The sequence below is a fragment of the Piscinibacterium candidicorallinum genome (assembly GCF_047549485.1).
Lineage (GTDB): Bacteria > Pseudomonadota > Gammaproteobacteria > Burkholderiales > Burkholderiaceae_C > Piscinibacterium > Piscinibacterium candidicorallinum.
In genome coordinates this window covers 3,174,458-3,192,459 of sequence record NZ_CP180191.1, presented here as the reverse complement: position 1 = coordinate 3,192,459, position 18,002 = coordinate 3,174,458, and the positions used below count along the sequence as shown (strand labels likewise).

Genomic DNA, 18,002 nt, shown 5'->3' with positions numbered 1-18,002 from the left:
AAGCGCATTTGTCCTGAAAACCCGCGCCGTTGCTGGCTGTTTCACACGAAATCGTGGCGTGGCGGCGCAGCAATGTGCTGAAAACGCATAAGCTTGCGGTCTGTATGAATTCGCCAGAGAAACTCTCCCCCGCGCTGCTCGAAGCAGCCACCACCTCGGAAGCGATGCTCTTCGGCGCCCCGCGCCGCGCGCCGCCGCTGGGCGGGGGCAACTGGCTCATGATCCGCCCGGTGGCTGACGCGCCCGAGGCCAGCAGCCTCACGCTCAAGCAGATCAGCGGCCCGGAAGCCTGGGCGCTGTACACAGACCTGCGCGAGAAGGTCGAGCTGGCCATCAACAAGATGCGCGCCGACGCCGAGGGCAAGGTGCGCGAGATGCACGAACAGCAGCGCGGCCTGCCCATCAAGTGGTACTTCGCCATGAACGGCGAGACGCCGGTGGGCATGGTCGGCATGATGACCCTGGCCAGCGGCGGCGCCTGGTACGGCCGCATGGTCGATCTGGACGTGGTGCCCGAATTCCGCAAGCAGGGCTTTGCCAACCAGATCCTGCTGGCCATCGACGCCCACGCCAAGAAGCTCGGCCTGAAGGCCGTGGCCATCGCCACCGACGAAGACGACTGGACCAGCGCCTGGCTGGAGCGCCACGGGTTCATGCGCGCGACTCGGGTGGGCAAGCAGTAAGGCCCTGCCGTGGCGGAGTGTGAGTTCTGCGGCGCCAAACTCGTAGCGGCTGGCATGGCCTGCGCGCACTGCGCGGACGTTCCCGAGCAAATCAGCGAAAAGCAGTGGATGGCGTTCCTGCGCGGCGCACACTGGTTCAGCCGTGCAGCGCTCATCATTACGCCAGTAACCGGACTCATCGCGCTCGGGCTCGACAAGGAGCGGTCTGCGGAACCCGTGTTTGTTTTCTTTATGGTTTGGTTCCTTCAGTACTGGGCGAGTGAGTACTTCTGTGATCGGCGGAGGGGAGAGTTCGCCAAACTAGTCATATTCAAACACCTTGGCGTCGGCCCGGAAGACTCGCTGCGCAAGCGAAAGGCGTTCGATCTCTTTGCCATGTTTGAAGTGGCACTGCTCGCCGCAGCCGGGCCGGTGGCGCTGGTGAGGGTGGTTTTCGGCATCTGACTGAGGGCGCCGCGTGCAGCGGCGACGTGCTTCCCGCTCGTCTGGCGGACCTCTCCAGCCACTTTGCCCTGAAGACCCGCATGAATGCTTGATCGGCGTTGTCGGATCGAATGAAAAAGGGCCGCAGAATCTGCGGCTCTTTTGCTTTGCGGTGCTGATCTCGCGCTTGTTCAAGCCGCCAGATAGACTTCAGCAGCCTGCCGGGTTTGTGAGTTCACTTAATGCTGTTCAAATGAACAGCAGTATCGCGAGGCCCCGCGTTGTTGTTGGCTCCGCAGGCTGCGACGCCCTTGATTTAGACCGCAAGTGCCGTTTTATGTCGCAGATTTGCGGTCTATATCTAGTTAGACGCCATGGTGACCATCAGGCAGCACAGCACTGCGGGAGAGTTGATTGACTTCAACACCCTTCTGCCAGATGTCGAAGCTTTCTGCAGCGTCGACGAATGGGTTGTGCAGGTCGATGAGTGTATCGGCATCGGAGCTCGCGAAATCGAGGCGCAGACGGCTTCGGAACCTGCGGTGCTACGCCCGGATGAATTGCGCGCTTGGTACGGCGGCGTGCTTCAAACGATTGATGGCAGCTTCATCGGCGTTTGCCAGGGAGAGGAGTGCTGTCGCCTCACCGCGGTGGACTCGTCCTTCTGGGAGGTATCTGGACCTCCGGACTTCGAGGCTCACATGAAAGGCAAGTATGAGAACCAATACGGCGAAGGCGCCTAACTTGTCGTTGGAAGCCGACAAGCACAAGCGCCCTTCGGTCGCTTGTGCTTGCGGCTCAACTCAACGTTAGGCGTCACATACTTCTGCCATGGCCGCGTTTAAGCATCACTCCTACTTTCCTAAGGAACGCGACGTTCAACGCTACCTCTTCCCGTTTGTGTGCTTTGGCTGTCGCAAAGCCTTTCGCAAGCCTCATACGGCGAGCGCCCGTCTCTGCCCTCAGTGCGCAGCACCAATGACAATGCTGGGTCGCAAGTTCCACGCGCCGCGGAAGACCGACATAGCCCAATGGAAGAAGGTGAAATACCTGGCAGAGCATGGCTTCCTCTTTCAGTCCTTCTACCAGGAAAGCGCTTTGGGTGGCATGCAGGTAGTGCCCTATCCGCGAACGCTCAGAGAGGTACCAGCGTTCGTTGCCACGTACAGCGATCAAGCTGTCGCCCGCAATCCATCCGCATGGCGCACTCCTAGAACAGCCGCTTTGGGCTACGTGAAGTGACGCCTAACCCCTCCTATATGGACTCCCCCAAGCACAGCAAGATCTGATCGTTGAGGGCTGGCTGGGAGAGAAACCTGCAGCCGTATATCCGGCATCAGAAGTGGGATCGAGAGCGTCCCGTGCCGACATGGAATCTGCGAAGCTGCGGCGCCACACGCTACGAGCGGCAGGCTGGGCTGTCGGAAGAGTTATCGGCGTCGCGCAGCCTGGGGCATCACCCGGCTGGCCATGATGGTCGATCAGCCCATCGCAAGTGTTGAAGCAAATGGGGAAATAGGGCCAGGTCTTGCCTTTTGCCTACTTCAGCACGGCTGAAAATGATTGAATCCATTTCGTCGAAGTCTGGCTTTACGCTTGTCCGTAGCCGGTTCTAAACGGAAATGGCAGATCGCGCTAAGTGAGCAGGGAAACAGGCTCAGGCCTTGCCTTTTGTTCAGTCCCACGCCAGCGAAAGAACCAGATTTCACACAGGTCCGCACGGCTTTCCGCTTGCCCCAAGCCCCTCTCCAGCCACTTTCCCCTCAAAACCCGCATGAACACTCGATCCCCGTTTCCGGGTCGAATGAAAAAGGGCCGCAGAATCTGCGGCCCTTTTGCTTTGGCTGCGCCTGAACGGGTCAGCCGTACACCGGGAAGCGGGCGGTCAGGGCGTTGACCTTGGCGCGGACGGCGGCGATGTTGGCCTCAGAGCGGTCTTCCAGCACGTCGGCCACCAGGTTGGCGGTGAGTGCGGCTTCTTCTTCCTTGAAGCCGCGGGTGGTCATGGCCGGAGAGCCCAGGCGGATGCCGCTGGTGATCATGGCCTTTTCCGGGTCATTGGGGATGCCGTTCTTGTTGACGGTGATGTGGGCCTCGCCCAGCACCTTTTCGGCTTCCTTGCCCGTAATGCCCTTGGGGCGCAGGTCCACCAGCATGACGTGGCTCTGCGTGCCGCCGGAGACGATGCGCAGGCCGCGCGCAACCAGGGTGCGGGCCATGACATCGGCGTTCTTGATGACCTGCTGCTGATAGAGCTTGAACTCGGGCGCCAGCGCTTCCTTGAAGGCCACGGCCTTGCCGGCGATCACGTGCATGAGCGGGCCGCCCTGCAGGCCGGGGAACACGGCGCTGTTGATGGCCTTCTCGTGCTCGGCCTTCATGAGGATGATGCCGCCGCGCGGGCCGCGCAGGCTCTTGTGGGTGGTGGAGGTGACCACGTCGGCATGCGGCACCGGGTTGGGGTAGACGCCCGCGGCAATCAGGCCGGCGTAGTGCGCCATGTCCACCATGAAGATGGCGCCCACGTCCTTGGCCACCTTGGCAAAGCGCGCAAAGTCGATGTGCAGGCTGTAGGCGCTGGCGCCGGCGATGATGAGCTTGGGCTTGGCCTCGTGCGCCTTCTTTTCCATGGCGTCGTAGTCGATCTCTTCCTTGGCGTTCAGGCCGTAGGAGACGACGTTGAACCACTTGCCGCTCATGTTCAGCGGCATGCCGTGTGTGAGGTGCCCGCCTTCGGCCAGGCTCATGCCCATGATGGTGTCGCCCGGCTTCAGGAAGGCAAGAAACACGGCCTGGTTGGCACTCGCCCCGCAGTGCGGCTGCACATTGGCGGCGTCGGCGCCAAACAGCTGCTTGATGCGTTCAATGGCCAGCTGCTCGGCAATGTCCACAAACTCGCAGCCACCGTAGTAGCGCTTGCCCGGGTAGCCCTCGGCGTACTTGTTGGTGAGCTGGCTGCCCTGGGCGGCCATCACGGCCGGCGAGGTGTAGTTCTCGCTGGCGATGAGTTCGATGTGGTGCTCCTGGCGCGCGTTTTCCTTCTGGATGGCGGCCCAGAGCTCGGGATCGGTCTGCTCGATCAATTGATTGCGTGAAAACATGGTCGATGCCCCTTGCGAGAAGGTGGGTGGATTCAATCGGCCATCGGGATGCCCAGGCGCTCGGCTCGGTGCAGCGTGTGCCGCACCGATCCCCGTGCTTCCCGGTGTTGATTCACCTTGACGGGGCAGGCCCGTCTTGCGCCAGTTGCGCGGGGATGATGGTGCCCAGCAGTTTACTTGCTCTTCTTGCTGGCAATGGCGCTGCGCCGGGCGTCGGCCGGGTAGGCAAAGTCGATCGAGCCGTTGTTCCAGCGGCCCAGGAAGATCATGTTGCGGCTGAATGCATCCTTGTCATCGGCCGAGAAGGGGCCGTCGTGCGTGGCCACCACACCCAGATAGGGCTTCTTCATGTTCTCCATGGTGCGCTTGAGGTTGGGGCCAGAGGTGTCAAAGCCGGCCTGCAGCAGCACCTGGAACATGAAGAGCACGGCGTCATAGCTTTGCGCCGCGGCCATCAGCGAGGGCACGGGCTTGCCCTGCAGCTTGCGGTTCAGGCCGAGGATGAAGCTGTTGCGCCGTGAGTTGCCGCTGTCCTCGATGATGGTCTGCACCATGAACACGCCGTTGGCGGCGCTGCCCGCGGTGTCCCACACGGTGCGAAAGCTCATGGGCCAGGAGCCGAACAGCGGAATGCTCACGCCGGCCTGGCCGCGACTTCTTGTCACGACCCCGTTTTCCGGGCCGACCGTGTAGCTCACGATGGCCTGGGCGCCGGCATCGCGCGCCGCTTCCATCTCGCTCACGAGCGACTTCACGCCAATGTCAAAGCGCGCCACGTACACGGGGTCGAGCCCGCGCTCCTTGAGCGCCGCGCTCACGTCCTTGAAGCCGCCTTCTCCGTAGCCGGTCTTGTCGGCAAAGATCGCCACGCGGCGCAGCTTGCGGCGTTCGACGATCTCTTCCACCAGAAACGGCGCCTGGATGGCGTCGCGCGCGCTCATGCGGAAGATGTAGCTGTCCTTGGCGGGGAACTTGGCGGTGACGGCCGTGCCGGTGGAGACCGGCACCACAAGTACGTGCTTCGCGTTCTGGAAGGTGTCGATCGCGCGCATGGCCACGCCGGTGTTGCAAAAGCCGATGGTGAAGACGACCTTGTCCTTGCTGATCAGCTCCTCGGCAATGCGCTGGGCGTTGTCCGGCTTGGCTTCGTCGTCCTTGAACACGAGCTCCAGGGGCCGGCCGAGAAAGCCGCCGGCGCGATTGACCTCTTCCACCGCCAGCTCGGCGCCCTGCCGGGCCGACAGGCCGAAGTCCGCGCTGCCGCCGGAGAACGGGCAGATGAAACCGATCTTCAGGGTGTTCTGGGCTGGGCTTTGGGCGAAGGCCGCGGGGCTGAGCAGCGGGGCGAGCGCAAGCAGGGCCACCGCACCGAGTTGGCGCAGACGGGTCATCGGGGTCTCCTTGCGGGGCGATGCGTCGCCCCTGTGTTGTCGGTCTGACGCGTTTGTAACGGCGCCGGCACGCGAGTTGTGTGCAGCTGTGTCGATTGGTCAACACAGGTTTGCAATGCGTGACGGATCGCCACGACAGTGCTAGGGCTAACCCTGCACGCCGGCGCTGCTGTTGGCGCTGTCTTTGGCGCTGAGTTCGGCGCTGAGTTCGGCGCTAGATGGCCAGCAGCGCGCGCGTGGCCTCGGAGGCGACGGTGCTGCGATCGCCGCTGGCAATCACGCTGCCGCGTTCGAGCACCACATAGCGGTCGGCCAGCGCCGCCGCGAAGTCGAAGTACTGCTCCACCAGCACGATGGCCATGTCGCCCCGCGCCGCCAGCGCCGCGATGATGCGCTGGATGTCCTGGATGATGTTGGGCTGGATGCCCTCGGTGGGTTCGTCCAGGATCAGCAGGCTGGGCTGCGCGAGCAGGGCGCGCGCAATGGCCAGCTGCTGCTGCTGGCCGCCGGAGAGGTCGCCGCCGCGCCGGTCCATCATCTGGCGCAGCACCGGGAAGAAGTCGAGCACATCGTCGCGGATGCGCCGGGCTGCCGCGCCGGAGTGTGCCGCCATGCCGATCAGCAGGTTCTCCTTCACCGACAGGCGCGCAAAGATCTCGCGGCCCTGCGGCACGTAGGCAAAGCCGGCGGCCACGCGTTCATGCGGCTTGAGCGCGAGCACGGAGCGCTCATCCCAGGTGATGTCGCCACTGCGCGGGGCCACCAGGCCCATCAGGCAGCGCAGCAGCGTGGTCTTGCCCACGCCGTTGCGCCCCAGCACGGCCGTGCACTGGCCGCGCTGCGCCGACAGGCTCACGTCCTTGAGGATGTGGCTGCCGCCATAGAACTGGTTGAGCGATTCGACATTCAGCACAGGGGCATCCTCATCGGCCGAGATAGACCTCGATCACGCGTTCGTCGGCCTGCACCTTCGCCAGCGACCCCTCGGCCAGCACGCGGCCCTCGTGCAGCACGGTGACCTGATCCGCAATGCTGCCCACGAACTTCATGTCGTGCTCCACCACCATGAGCGTGTGCTTGCCAGCCAGCGAGCGGAACAGCTCGGCCGTGCGCTCGGTCTCGGCATCGGTCATGCCGGCCACGGGCTCGTCGAGCAGCAGCAGCTGCGGGTCCTGCGCGAGCAGCATGCCGATCTCCAGCCACTGCTTCTTGCCGTGCGACAGGGTGCCCGCAAGCACATGGCGGTCGTCCAGCAGGCCGATCTGTGCGAGCAGGCCGTCGATGCGGTCGCGCGTCTCGCCATTCAGGCGCGCACGCAGGCTCGCCCAGACGCTGCGCGGCGCCTTGAGTGCGAGTTCGATGTTGGTGAAGACATCGAGCATCTCGAACACCGTGGGCTTCTGGAACTTGCGGCCGATACCGGCGGTGGCAATCTCCGGCTCGGACAGGCGCGTGAGGTCGATGGTCTGGCCGAAGAAGGCGCTGCCGGCATCGGGCCGGGTCTTGCCCGTGATGACGTCCATCATCGTGGTCTTGCCGGCGCCGTTGGGGCCGATGATGCAGCGCAGCTCGCCCGGCGCCAGGGTCAGGCTGAGCTGGTTCAGGGCCTTGAAGCCGTCGAAGCTGACCTCAATGGCATCCAGATACAGGATCACGCCATGCGATGTGTCCACGCCCTCGGGCACCAGGCGCCCGGCGGCCAGGCTGCTGCCGCCGTCGCTGGCGCCCAGGCCCACTGCAGTCTGCGTCATGAGGCCCTCCGACGTGCGCGCCACTGCGCGACTGCGCCCACGATGCCGCGCGGCAGGAACAGGGTGGCCAGCACGAACAGTGCGCCCAGTGCAAAGAGCCACAGCTCCGGAAAGGCCATGGTGAACCAGCTCTTGAAGCCGTTGACCGTGGCGGCACCGATGATCGGCCCCACCAGCGTCCCGCGCCCGCCCACCGCCGCCCAGATGGCGATCTCGATCGAGTTGGCCGGCGACATCTCGCTGGGGTTGATGATGCCGATCTGCGGCACATACAGCGCACCGGCGATGGCAGAGAGCACCGCGGCGATCACCCAGATGGTGAGCTTGTAGTACAGCGGGTTGTAGCCGCAGAACATCACGCGGCTCTCAGCATCGCGCACCGCCTGCAGGATGCGGCCGAACTTGCTGGCCATGAGCGCGCGCGAAGCGAGCAGGGCGGCCAGCAGCACGAGCACGGTGAGCGCAAAGAGCACGGCGCGCGTGCCGGGCGCGGTGAGCTCGAAGCCAAGGATGCGCTTGAAGTCCGTGAAGCCGTTGTTGCCGCCGAATCCGGTCTCATTGCGGAAGAACAGCAGCATGGCCGCATAGGTCAGGGCCTGCGTGATGATCGAGAAGTACACGCCCTTGATGCGTGAGCGGAAGGCGAAGTAGCCGAACACGAAGGCCAGCAGCCCCGGCACCAGAATCACCAGCAGCATCTGTGCAATGAAGCTGTCTGACACGGCCCAGAACCAGGGCAGCTCCTTCCAGTCCAGAAACACCATGAAGTCCGGCAGATCGCTCTTGTAGACGCCGTCGCGGCCAATCTGGCGCATGAGGTACATACCCATGCCGTAGCCGCCCAGCGCGAAGAACAGACCCTGGCCCAGGCTCAGGATGCCCGTGTAGCCCCAGATCAGGTCCATGGCCAGGGCCACGAGCGCGTAACAGAGAATGCGGCCGACGAGTTTGAGCGTGTAGGCCGAGACATGCAGCGCATGCCCCTCCGGAAACAGCGCATGCGCAAGCGGTAGAAGCATCAGCAGACCGGTCACGCCGAGGATGACCCACAGGGCGCGGCGCTGGCTGGCAGCATCGCTGCCGATCAGGCGCAGGCTGACCGGGCCGGGTGCGGAAAGCGGTGCGGCGCTGCTCATGAGTCGACAAACCGGCCGCGCAGCGCAAACAGACCCTGCGGCCGACGCTGGATGAAGAGGATGATCCCCACCAGGATCACGATCTTGGCGAGCACCGCGCCGATCTGCCCTTCAAGCAGCTTGGACAACAAGCCCAGACCCATGGCCGCAGACACCGCGCCGGCCAGCTGGCCCACACCGCCAAGCACCACCACCATGAAGGCATCGATGATGTAGGTCTGGCCGAGGTCCGGCCCGACGTTGCCGATCTGCGAGAGCGCCACGCCGCCCAACCCGGCAATGCCGGACCCGAGCCCGAAGGCCATCATGTCCACGCGCGCCGTGGGCACGCCGCAGCAGCTGGCCATTGGGCGGTTCTGCGTCACGCTGCGGATGAACAGGCCCAGGCGCGTACGCGTCAGGATCAGCCAGGTGCTCACCAGCACCAGCACCGCGAACAGGATGATGGCGATGCGGTTGTAGGGCAGCACGATGCCCGGTAGCAGCGCAAAGCCGCCGGACAGCCAGGCTGGATTCTCCAGGCCCACGTTCTGTGCACCGAAGATCGTGCGCATGGCCTGGATCAGGATCAGGCTGATGCCCCAGGTGGCCAGCAGGGTCTCCAGTGGCCGGCCGTACAGGAAGCGGATCACCGTGCGCTCCAGCAGCACGCCCACCAGGGCCGCGCTCAGAAAGGCCACGGGCAGGGCCAGCACCGGATACCAGGCGAAGTACTCCGGGGCCCACTGCCGCACCTGCACCTGCACCACGTAGGTGGCATAGGCGCCGATCATCATCAGCTCGCCATGGGCCATGTTGATCACGCCGATCAGCCCGTAGGTGATGGCCAGACCGAGGGCCACCAGCAGCAGCACGCTGCCCAGGCTCACGCCCGTGAACAGGGTGGCCACGGCGTTGCCCAGGGCAATGCGGCGCTCGATGGAGGCGAGCGAGGTCTGGGCCGCGGCGCGCACTGCGCTGTCCGGCTCGTTGGGGGTGCCGCCGGGACTTTCGAGCATGGCGGCCAGGGCGGCGCGAATCTCCGGCCGGCTGCTGGCGGCCAGCAGCTCGACCGCCTCGCGCCGCTGGGTGGCGTCCGGGCTCTTGAGCATGAGTTCGGCGCGGCCCATCTGCAGGGTCTCGCGAATCTCGGGGTCGCGCTCCGCCGCCAGGGCGCGTTCGATCAGGGGCAGGCTTTCGATTTCGGCATCGGCCAGCACCTTGGCCGCTGCGCTGCGCCGCGTGGTGGTGTCGGCCGACGCGAGGTCCAGCAGGGCCAGCGCGGTGCCCAGCTCCCGGCGCAGGCGGTTGTTGACTGTGATCTCACCGGCGTCATCCGGCAACGGGGTCTTGGCGCCTGTGGCGAGGTCAAGCACTTGCGAACCGTCGTCCAGCAGCAACCGCGTACCTGCCACACGCAATTGGCCGGATTCGAGTGCGGTGAGCACCGGCCGCGCGAGCGGCTCGGGCAGCTGGGCCAGGGCGCGGATGCCCTGGACGCGCAGATCACTGTCGTCCGAAGTGAGCTGGGCGATCACCGGCGCAGGCAGCGCCAGCGGGGCGGCGGGCGATGAAACGGGCGTGGCCGACTGTGCCATCACGAGAAAGGGCACAAAGACCAGCAGGCCGATGAGGCTGAGCAGGGCGGCGCGCAACAGCAGCCACCCATCAACGCGGGGCGGCGTTGGGGACATGAATCACTCCGGCACCGGACGCACCGGTGCACAGGCAGGCAAGGTGGGGCGGAACCGAAGGCGTGCCCGGCCGATGGCGGGCCGGGCACGCACTCAGGCAGAGGTCAGATCGACCCGCGATCAGATCTTGGTCTTGCCGTCCGGCACGTCCTTCTTCTTGTCATTGCCCGGAATGAAGGGGCTCCAGGGGTTGGCGCGGACCGGGCCGGGGGTTCTCCAGACGACGTTGAACTGGCCATCGGCCTTGACCTCGCCGATGAACACCGGTTTGTGCAGGTGGTGGTTGCGCTCGTCCATCTTGGCCGTGAAGCCGCTGGGTGCCTTGAAGGTCTGGCCGGCCATGGCGGCAATCACCTTGTCCACGTCCGTGGTCTTGGCCTTCTCCACGGCCTGCTTCCACATGTAGACGCCGATGTAGGTCGCTTCCATGGGGTCGTTGGTCAGGGGCTTGTCCTTGTGGCCGGGCAGGTTCTTGGCCTTGGCATAGGCGGCCCACTTCTTGGTGAACTCGGCATTGGCTGGGTTCTTCAGGCTCATGAAGTAGTTCCAGGCCGCAAGGTGGCCCACCAGCGGCTTGGTGTCCACACCGCGCAGCTCTTCTTCGCCGACCGAGAAGGCCACCACGGGCACGTCGGTCGCCTTCAGGCCCTGGTTGCCCAGTTCCTTGTAGAAGGGCACATTCGAGTCACCGTTGATGGTGGAGACCACGGCGGTCTTCTTGCCCTCGCTGGCAAACTTCTTGATCTTGCCGATGATGGTCTGGTAGTCGCTGTGGCCGAAGGGGGTGTACTCCTCCATGATGTCGGCATCGGCCACGCCCTTGCTCTTGAGGAAGGCACGCAGGATCTTGTTGGTGGTGCGCGGGTACACGTAGTCGGTGCCCAGCAGCACGAAGCGCTTGGCACTGCCGCCGTCCTTGCTCATCAGGTATTCCACCGCGGGAATGGCCTGCTGGTTGGGCGCGGCGCCCGTGTAGAAGACGTTCTTGGAGAGCTCCTCGCCCTCGTACTGCACGGGGTAGAAGAGCAGGCCGTTCAGTTCCTCAAAGACCGGCAGCACCGACTTGCGTGACACGCTGGTCCAGCAGCCGAAGGTCACGGCCACCTTGTCTTTGGTCAGCAGCTGGCGGGCCTTCTCGGCAAACAGCGGCCAGTTGGAGGCCGGGTCCACGACGACGGGTTCGAGCTTGCGGCCCAGCACGCCGCCCTTGGCGTTGATCTCCTCGATCGCCATGAGCACCGTGTCCTTCAACACGGTTTCGGAGATGGCCATGGTGCCGGACAGCGAGTGCAACACGCCGACCTTGATCGGCTCCTTGGCCTGGGCCCAGGCCGCTCCCATGCTGAGTACTGCACTGACCGCAACCGCGGCCTTCATGACTGCGCGACGTTTCATGCTCTTCCTCTCCCTTGTCCTGGGTGCCGATCGCCGGACCACCGGTGGTCCGGTTTCAAGCAGAGGCTTCGCATCTTCCGTGCCAAGTGCTGCGTTGCAGCAATAGCAGCTTTTTCAGCCGGCTCCGCATGCCAGACGGACTGGGCGATGTCAGATGCACCGTCAGGGCGCGAGGCCGCACCACGGCGGGGCGGCCTCGCGGTGGATGCTCAGTGCCGCAGCATGCCGCGCTCCTCGATGAAGCGCACGACCTGCTGCACACCTTCGAGCGTCTTCAGGTTGGTGAAGACATAGGGGCGCTGGCCGTTTGGCGTGGCGCGCTGCACCTGGGTGTCGCGTTCCATGACCTCCAGATTGGCACCCACATGGGGCGCGAGGTCGGTCTTATTGATGACCAGCAGATCGCTCTTGGTGATGCCCGGGCCGCCCTTGCGCGGGATCTTCTCGCCGCCGGCCACATCAATCACATAGATCGTCAGATCAGAGAGTTCCGGGCTGAAGGTCGCGGCCAGGTTGTCGCCGCCGCTCTCGATGAAGACGACATCGGCGTCCGGAAACTTGCCCAGCATCCGGTCCACGGCCTCGAGGTTGATGGATGCGTCCTCGCGGATGGCGGTGTGCGGGCAGCCACCGGTTTCCACACCCATGATGCGCTCGGGCGGCAGCGCGCCGGCCACGGTCAGCAGGCGCTGGTCTTCCTTGGTGTAGATGTCGTTGGTGATGACGACCAGGTCGTAGGTGTCGCGCATGGTCTTGCAGAGCATCTCGGTCAGCGTGGTCTTGCCGCTGCCCACCGGGCCGCCGATGCCCACACGCAGGGGCGGGTTCTTCTTGGTGCGTTGCATGGCCATGCGCGATCAACTCCTGAACAGACGGGAATACTGGGTTTCATGCCGGGCCGACAGGATCGAGACCTGCGGCGTGGTGGTGTGGCGGTCTTCGGCGGGCATCTGCAGCGCCTGGGCCACCGCAGTCGCAATGCGTTCATGCGCGCCGAGCAGGATGCCTTGGCCGGCCGCCTGACCGAGCGGCACGGCCTTGATGGCGGCGGCCACTTGGTTCTCGACCCAGGCAAAGGCATAGGCCGACAGCAGCCCGTCTGTGGGCGCGTCCAGGGCCGCACCCGCCACGGCAAAGGCGCAGGGAAAGCTCACGGGGTGCACAGGTCGCGGCCCGTTCAGGCCGCCGAAGGCCGGGGCCAGGGCCTGCAGCACCGGGGCGGCGCGCGTCCAGCCGGCCAGCAGCGCAATCAGGCTCCAGCCCATCTGCTGGGTTTCGGCGCGCAGCTCTGCGGTGTCGCGGCTGGCGATGAAGTCTTCATTCAGCGCCCGTAGCGCGCGGGTGTCTGCCGCCAGTGCGGCACGATGCATGAGCGCCAGCGTTGGCAGTTCCCAGCAGGCCATGCCGGCATCGAAGTGCGCGCCGATCCAGGCCTCCGCGCTGCCGGCATCCTTCACCCAGCCGCAATCGATGGCCGCCTCCAGGCCCTGCGAGTAGCTGAACCCGCCCACCGGCAATTGCGGCGAGGCCAGGTGCAGCAGGGCAGGCAGGGCGTGCAGCATGGTGGGCGGTTCAGTGGTGATGGTGCGGAATGCCTTGCGCGTAGGCGCCGGACTCCGGTTCAAAAGGGGCCTGAGTTCGGGTCACGGTGAGCCCCAGGCCGCGCACCATGTCGGCCAGCACGGCGTCGTATTCCAGCTTGAGGTGGTCGAGCGCCAGCTCCATGGGCATGTGGCGGTTGCCCAGGTGATAGGCGGCCCGCAGGAGGCTGAAGGCGTCGGGTGCGTGCAGCAGCATCACATCCTCGTCCGCGGCGCGCACCCGTACCAGCTGTGCGTTGTCGCAGACGAGTACATCACCCTCGCGCAGCGTGCTGCCCCGCGGCAGGAAGACGCCGATCTCCCGTCCGTCGGCCAGGCGCGCGCGCAGCCGGCTCTTGCTGCGCTCCAGGTAGGGCAGGCGCAGCTCGGGCAGGGGCGTGTCGGCCAGGGCCTGCGCGTCCTCGGCGCTCAGGCGGGCCTCGGCGCGCAGCATGGGCGGTGCGCTTTCAGCCGAGTCCGACATGGCTTCTCGCTTGCCCCATGCTGAGGGCGGGGTTACGCGGAGCACGGCTACGCGCCGACCGAAGAGTTCGCGCCTGCCAGCGCGAACCCCCTGCGCCACTATCCGGCAGTTTGGCGCGCTTCTTGGGCAACTTTGCCCTGAAGAGCCGCATGAATGCTTGATCCAGCATTGCGTTCCCAGGCTCAGAACAGGAAGTAGCGCTGTGCCATGGGCAGCACCTTGGCCGGCTCACACACTAGCAGCTCGCCGTCGGCGCGCACGGCATAGGTCTCGGCGTCCACGTCCATCTGCGGGCAGTAGTCGTTCCAGACCATGTGCGCCTTGCGCAGCTTGCGGATGCCGCGTACGGCGACCAGCGGCTTCTGCAGTCCGAGGCGTTCGCCCATCTTCTTCTTCATCGCGCTTTGCGACACGAAGGTGAGCGAGCTGGCCGTGAGGCTCTTGCCGAAGCTGGCGAACTGCGGGCGGTAGTGCACGGGCTGCGGTGTGGGGATGCTCGCATTCGGGTCGCCCATGGCCGCCAGCGCAATGCTGCCGCCCTTGAGGATCAGCGCCGGCTTGACGCCGAAGAACGCCGGCTTCCAGAGCACGAGATCCGCCCACTTGCCCACCTCGATGGAGCCGACCTCATGCGCAATGCCATGCGCCAGGGCCGGGTTGATCGTGTACTTGGCGATGTAGCGGCGGATGCGGAAGTTGTCGTGCTCGGCCGCGCCGCCAGGGTCGCCTGCGAGCGCGCCGCGCTGGACCTTCATCTTGTGCGCCGTCTGCCAGGTGCGCAGGATCACTTCGCCCACCCGGCCCATGGCCTGGCTGTCGCTGCTCATCATGCTGATGGCGCCGAGGTCATGCAGGATGTCCTCGGCGGCGATGGTCTCGCGGCGGATGCGCGATTCAGCGAATGCAAGATCCTCGGCGATGCCGGCATCCAGATGGTGGCAGACCATCAGCATGTCCAGATGCTCGTCCAGCGTGTTGACTGTGTAGGGCCGCGTCGGGTTGGTGGAGGAGGGCAGCACATTGGCCTCACCCACCACCTTGATGATGTCCGGCGCATGGCCGCCGCCCGCGCCTTCGGTGTGAAAGCTGTGGATCGTGCGGCCCTTGAAGGCGGCGATCGTCGCTTCCACAAAGCCGCTCTCGTTCAGCGTGTCGGTGTGGATGGCGACCTGCGTGTCCGTCTTGTCGGCCACCGACAGGCAGCAGTCGATGGCGGCGGGCGTGGTGCCCCAGTCCTCGTGCAGCTTCAGGCCAATGGCGCCCGCATCGATCTGCTCGGTCAGGCCTGCGGGCAGCGAGGCATTGCCCTTGCCCAGAAAGCCCAGATTCATCGGAAAGGCCTCGGCCGCCTGCAGCATGCGCGCCATGTGCCAGGGGCCGGGCGTGCAGGTGGTGGCAAAGGTGCCGGTGGCCGGGCCGGTGCCGCCGCCGATCATGGTCGTCACGCCGCTGGCCAGGGCCTCGTCGATCTGCTGCGGGCAGATGAAGTGGATGTGCGTGTCGATGCCGCCCGCGGTGACGATCATCCCCTCGCCGGCAATGATCTCCGTGCCTGGCCCGATGATGATGTTCACGCCCGGCTGGATGTCCGGATTGCCCGCCTTGCCGATGGCCGCGATGCGCCCCTGCTTGAGGCCGATGTCCGCCTTCACGATGCCGGTGATGGCGTCGATGATGAGTGCGTTGGTGATGACGGTGTCTGCGCAATCCTTGCTTGCGCGCTGGCTCTGGCCCATGCCGTCGCGGATCACCTTGCCGCCGCCGAACTTCACTTCCTCGCCATAGATCGTGTGGTCGTGCTCGACCATGGCGATCAGGTTCGTGTCGGCCAGACGGATGCGATCACCCGTCGTGGGGCCGAACATCTCTGCATAGGCCTGCCGGCTGATGCGGGTCATGCTTTGGCCTTTCGCACGGTCTTCTTCGCTGCCTTTGCAGGGGCTTTCCGCTTGTCTGGCAAGGCTTTCGAGGCACTTTGGCCTGAAGCGCCGCGCCCAGAGCCGGTCTTGCCTGTCTTTCCCGGGCTGCGCGGTGCGTCGAGGGCGCCCATCACGGCACCCACAAAGCCGTACACCACCCGGTCGCCGGCCAGTGCCACCAGCTCCACCGTGCGGCGCTGGCCGGGTTCGAAGCGCACGGCGGTGCCGGCGGTGATGTTCAGGCGCATGCCGCGTGCGGCGGCGCGGTCGAAGTCCAGCGCGGCATTCGTCTCGGCAAAGTGGTAGTGGCTGCCGACCTGGATCGGTCGGTCGCCGGTGTTGGCTACGACCACGGTGCGCGTGGCACGGCCCAGGTTCAGTTCAATGTCGCCCGGGGCGACCAGCAGCTGCCCCGGGATCATGCGAGCCACCCGCCGGCGAGCATGGCTGCACCCAGCGTGGCCAGGGCGGCGCCCGCCAGCTGGGGGGCCTGCACGCTCATGCGCACTGCGGCCGCGCCGCGTTCGGACTCCAGCCGCATCTGGCGCAGCGCCAGGCCGATCCACAGACCGGTGGCATGCAGCAGCGCGGTGGCCAGCACCATGCCGCTCCAGGCGGCGGCGCCAGCCAGTTCGCTGCCGTGCGCCAAGCCGTGGAACAGCGCAAAGCCACCGACCAGCGCGGCCCCCAGCCCGGCCGACAGGCTCAGGCGGGCCGCCAGCAGCAGGCCGAATACCAGCAGCGAGGCAGCAATCATCGGCTCCACGGTGGCACCCAGCTCCGCGACGGCACCTGCGGCCGCGAGCAGGGCGCCAGCCAGCAGCAGACCGACAAATGTCAGCGGGGCCAGCCAGGGGCGCGGCGTGTGCAGCGCGCTCCACAGACCGACGGCCAGCATTGCGGCCAGATGGTCGATGCCCGTGAAGGGGTGGGCGAAGCCGGCGGTGAAGCCGGCGTGGGCATGATCGCCAGCTTCACCGTGCGCCAGGGCAAGCGCAGGCAGCAGGACGGTGGCACAGAGCACGGCAGTACGGGGCAGAGCAGGGCGCATGGTCAGTCTCCAGCGGGGCGGGTTGGGCAGCGCAAGGTGTTGCAGCGGTTCAGCGAATGGGTTGGTGCACGGTGACGAGCTTGGTGCCGTCGGGGAAGGTGGCTTCGACCTGGATGTCCGGAATCATCTCGGGCACGCCGTCCATGACGTCGGCGCGGGTGAGCACGGTGGCGCCTTCACTCATGAGTTCGGCCACACTCTTGCCGTCGCGCGCGCCTTCCATGACGGCTGCGGTGATCAGTGCGATGGCTTCGGGGTGGTTGAGCTTCAGGCCGCGCGCTCGGCGGCGCTCGGCCAGCAGGGCGGCGGTGAAGATCAGCAGCTTGTCTTTCTCGCGGGGGGTGAGGTCCATGGCGGGCTTTCGGTCAGCGGAATCAGGTGGCCCAGAGTCTGGGCGGTGTGGCCGGGCGCTGCAGGGCGAGCGGCCGCAGGTCGCGCCACAGCGAACGCAGGGCGCGCATCAGGGCCTCGGGTTCGGGGGCGAGGGCGCGGGCGAGCAGCAAATCCGGCTGCGGGCAGGTCAGCGCCAGCAGCGGGTGCGCGGTGCGCAGGGCGTCCATCTGCGCTTCGTCCGGCGCGAACCCGGCGCACCAGGCCAGCGCGCTCACGGCCTGGCCGTTCAGGCCGGCGCGGCGCGCGAGTGACTGTGCATCCAGCCGGCTGTGCTCCAGATGGATCGGTGTGCCGTCGCGTGTGATGCGCAGGTGCTGGCGCACCTCGCCGCGCGCAAAGGTGTCGCCGTGCAGCCGGCGGCCGAGCACCCAGGCATCCCAGCCGATGCAGCGGGCGTCGCCCTGCAGGTCGATGATGAGCTCGCTGTCCGCGAGCGCTCCATCAAAGGCAATCGACTCGTGCGGCAGCCACTCCAGCGCGCAGCCGGCACCCACGCGCCAGTGCACGCGCTGCTCAGAGTGACGACCGTCATCTGAGCGGTACCACTTGGTGGCGCCCGGCTGAGTCACGAGCAGGCCGGTGGCGGGGGCGCCCGTCGTCTGCAGCGCGGGATCGGCGTCCAACTGGCCGTTGAGCAACAGCACATCGCCCGCACACAGCCCGCCGGGCGGATGCACCAGCACGGCCTGCGGCCAGTGTGGGCCCTCGGGTTCCAGAATCTTCTGCAGGCGCAGCGGGCCGCTATGGGCGTGGCGCACGCGGGCGCGTTCAGGGCCGCCCTGCAGCTGGACCTTGAGCTCGGCGCGCCAGCCCGCGGTGGCCGCCGTCGCGTCGTCACGCAGCTGCACAGACGCCGCTGCAGCAGCCACGCCGTGCAGCGTGTGCGTGAAGTCCTCGCCCTGACTTGCCCTGAGATCCAAACCTGCCCTCCCGCAAGTTCGTGTGTCGTCGTATTGGCCGTGCCGGTCCCTCAACCGGCGCGCCGGGCCGACGATGCGCTGCATCCGGCCCAGAGACGGTGG

17 protein-coding genes, 1 pseudogene and 1 riboswitch are annotated in these 18,002 nt (G+C 66.1%); of the genes and pseudogenes, 3 read left to right on the top strand and 15 right to left on the bottom strand.

The window, feature by feature from the left end; all coding sequences use genetic code 11:
- Positions 1–104 precede the first annotated feature (104 nt).
- The 3 genes from ACMDW7_RS14435 to ACMDW7_RS14425 all read left to right on the top strand — a co-directional run bounded on the left by ACMDW7_RS14435 (position 105) and on the right by ACMDW7_RS14425 (position 1,849).
- A complete protein-coding gene (locus tag ACMDW7_RS14435) occupies positions 105–683 on the top strand; it encodes a GNAT family N-acetyltransferase (RefSeq protein WP_377303197.1) in 579 nt (192 codons plus the stop codon).
- A 9-nt stretch (positions 684–692) separates the two neighbouring features.
- Positions 693–1,127: a hypothetical protein gene (locus tag ACMDW7_RS14430; RefSeq protein WP_377303199.1), complete on the top strand. Its 435-nt coding sequence runs from the start codon at positions 693–695 to the stop codon at positions 1,125–1,127.
- A gap of 353 nt (positions 1,128–1,480) precedes the next feature.
- On the top strand, positions 1,481–1,849 hold the full coding sequence (locus tag ACMDW7_RS14425; protein WP_377303200.1) for a hypothetical protein: 369 nt from the start codon (positions 1,481–1,483) through the stop codon (positions 1,847–1,849).
- Positions 1,850–2,965: 1,116 nt separating this feature from the next.
- On the opposite strand, the gene glyA is transcribed toward ACMDW7_RS14425, so the two are convergent.
- The 15 genes and pseudogenes from glyA to ACMDW7_RS14350 form a co-directional block, all read right to left on the bottom strand.
- A complete protein-coding gene (glyA, locus tag ACMDW7_RS14420) occupies positions 2,966–4,207 on the bottom strand; it encodes a serine hydroxymethyltransferase (RefSeq protein WP_377303204.1) in 1,242 nt (413 codons plus the stop codon).
- 43 nt (positions 4,208–4,250) lie between these two features.
- A riboswitch (ZMP/ZTP riboswitch) is annotated at positions 4,251–4,366 on the bottom strand.
- 14 nt (positions 4,367–4,380) lie between these two features.
- Entirely contained in the window at positions 4,381–5,598 is a 1,218-nt protein-coding gene (locus ACMDW7_RS14415) for an ABC transporter substrate-binding protein (protein WP_377303206.1), read from the bottom strand.
- 214 nt (positions 5,599–5,812) lie between these two features.
- Positions 5,813–6,511 carry an urea ABC transporter ATP-binding subunit UrtE gene (gene urtE / locus ACMDW7_RS14410; RefSeq protein ID WP_377303208.1) on the bottom strand — a complete coding sequence of 233 codons (699 nt, stop codon included), beginning with the start codon at positions 6,509–6,511 and terminating at the stop codon, positions 5,813–5,815.
- Between the two features lie 10 nt (positions 6,512–6,521).
- Positions 6,522–7,349, bottom strand: coding sequence for an urea ABC transporter ATP-binding protein UrtD (gene urtD / locus ACMDW7_RS14405; RefSeq protein ID WP_377303210.1), 828 nt, complete (start codon positions 7,347–7,349; stop codon positions 6,522–6,524).
- Entirely contained in the window at positions 7,346–8,485 is a 1,140-nt protein-coding gene (gene urtC, locus ACMDW7_RS14400; protein WP_377303212.1) for an urea ABC transporter permease subunit UrtC, read from the bottom strand. Before urtC ends, urtD begins: the two co-directional genes overlap by 4 nt.
- Positions 8,482–10,158, bottom strand: coding sequence for an urea ABC transporter permease subunit UrtB (gene urtB / locus ACMDW7_RS14395; RefSeq protein WP_377303214.1), 1,677 nt, complete (start codon positions 10,156–10,158; stop codon positions 8,482–8,484). The genes urtC and urtB overlap by 4 nt, the downstream gene beginning before the upstream one ends.
- Before the next feature lie 120 nt (positions 10,159–10,278).
- Positions 10,279–11,553 carry an urea ABC transporter substrate-binding protein gene (gene urtA / locus ACMDW7_RS14390; protein WP_377303216.1) on the bottom strand — a complete coding sequence of 425 codons (1,275 nt, stop codon included), beginning with the start codon at positions 11,551–11,553 and terminating at the stop codon, positions 10,279–10,281.
- Positions 11,554–11,762: 209 nt separating this feature from the next.
- A complete protein-coding gene (ureG, locus tag ACMDW7_RS14385; RefSeq protein WP_377303218.1) occupies positions 11,763–12,404 on the bottom strand; it encodes an urease accessory protein UreG in 642 nt (213 codons plus the stop codon).
- Positions 12,405–12,410: 6 nt separating this feature from the next.
- A complete protein-coding gene (locus ACMDW7_RS14380; protein ID WP_377303220.1) occupies positions 12,411–13,115 on the bottom strand; it encodes an urease accessory protein UreF in 705 nt (234 codons plus the stop codon).
- 10 nt (positions 13,116–13,125) lie between these two features.
- Positions 13,126–13,617: an urease accessory protein UreE gene (gene ureE, locus ACMDW7_RS14375; RefSeq protein ID WP_377303222.1), complete on the bottom strand. Its 492-nt coding sequence runs from the start codon at positions 13,615–13,617 to the stop codon at positions 13,126–13,128.
- A gap of 182 nt (positions 13,618–13,799) precedes the next feature.
- Positions 13,800–15,515 (bottom strand): urease subunit alpha, encoded by a 1,716-nt coding sequence (gene ureC, locus ACMDW7_RS14370; protein ID WP_377303224.1) that lies wholly within the window; start codon positions 15,513–15,515, stop codon positions 13,800–13,802.
- 140 nt (positions 15,516–15,655) lie between these two features.
- Positions 15,656–15,958 (bottom strand): annotated as a pseudogene (locus ACMDW7_RS14365) (urease subunit beta); the annotation flags it as partial.
- Positions 15,955–16,587: a HupE/UreJ family protein gene (locus ACMDW7_RS14360; protein WP_377303226.1), complete on the bottom strand. Its 633-nt coding sequence runs from the start codon at positions 16,585–16,587 to the stop codon at positions 15,955–15,957. The gene ACMDW7_RS14360 and the pseudogene ACMDW7_RS14365, both read right to left, overlap by 4 nt.
- 49 nt (positions 16,588–16,636) lie before the next feature.
- Positions 16,637–16,939, bottom strand: a complete 303-nt coding sequence (locus ACMDW7_RS14355; RefSeq protein WP_377303228.1) for an urease subunit gamma — start codon at positions 16,937–16,939, stop codon at positions 16,637–16,639.
- Between the two features lie 22 nt (positions 16,940–16,961).
- Positions 16,962–17,900, bottom strand: a complete 939-nt coding sequence (locus ACMDW7_RS14350; RefSeq protein ID WP_377303230.1) for an urease accessory protein UreD — start codon at positions 17,898–17,900, stop codon at positions 16,962–16,964.
- Between the last annotated feature and the right edge of the window lie 102 nt (positions 17,901–18,002).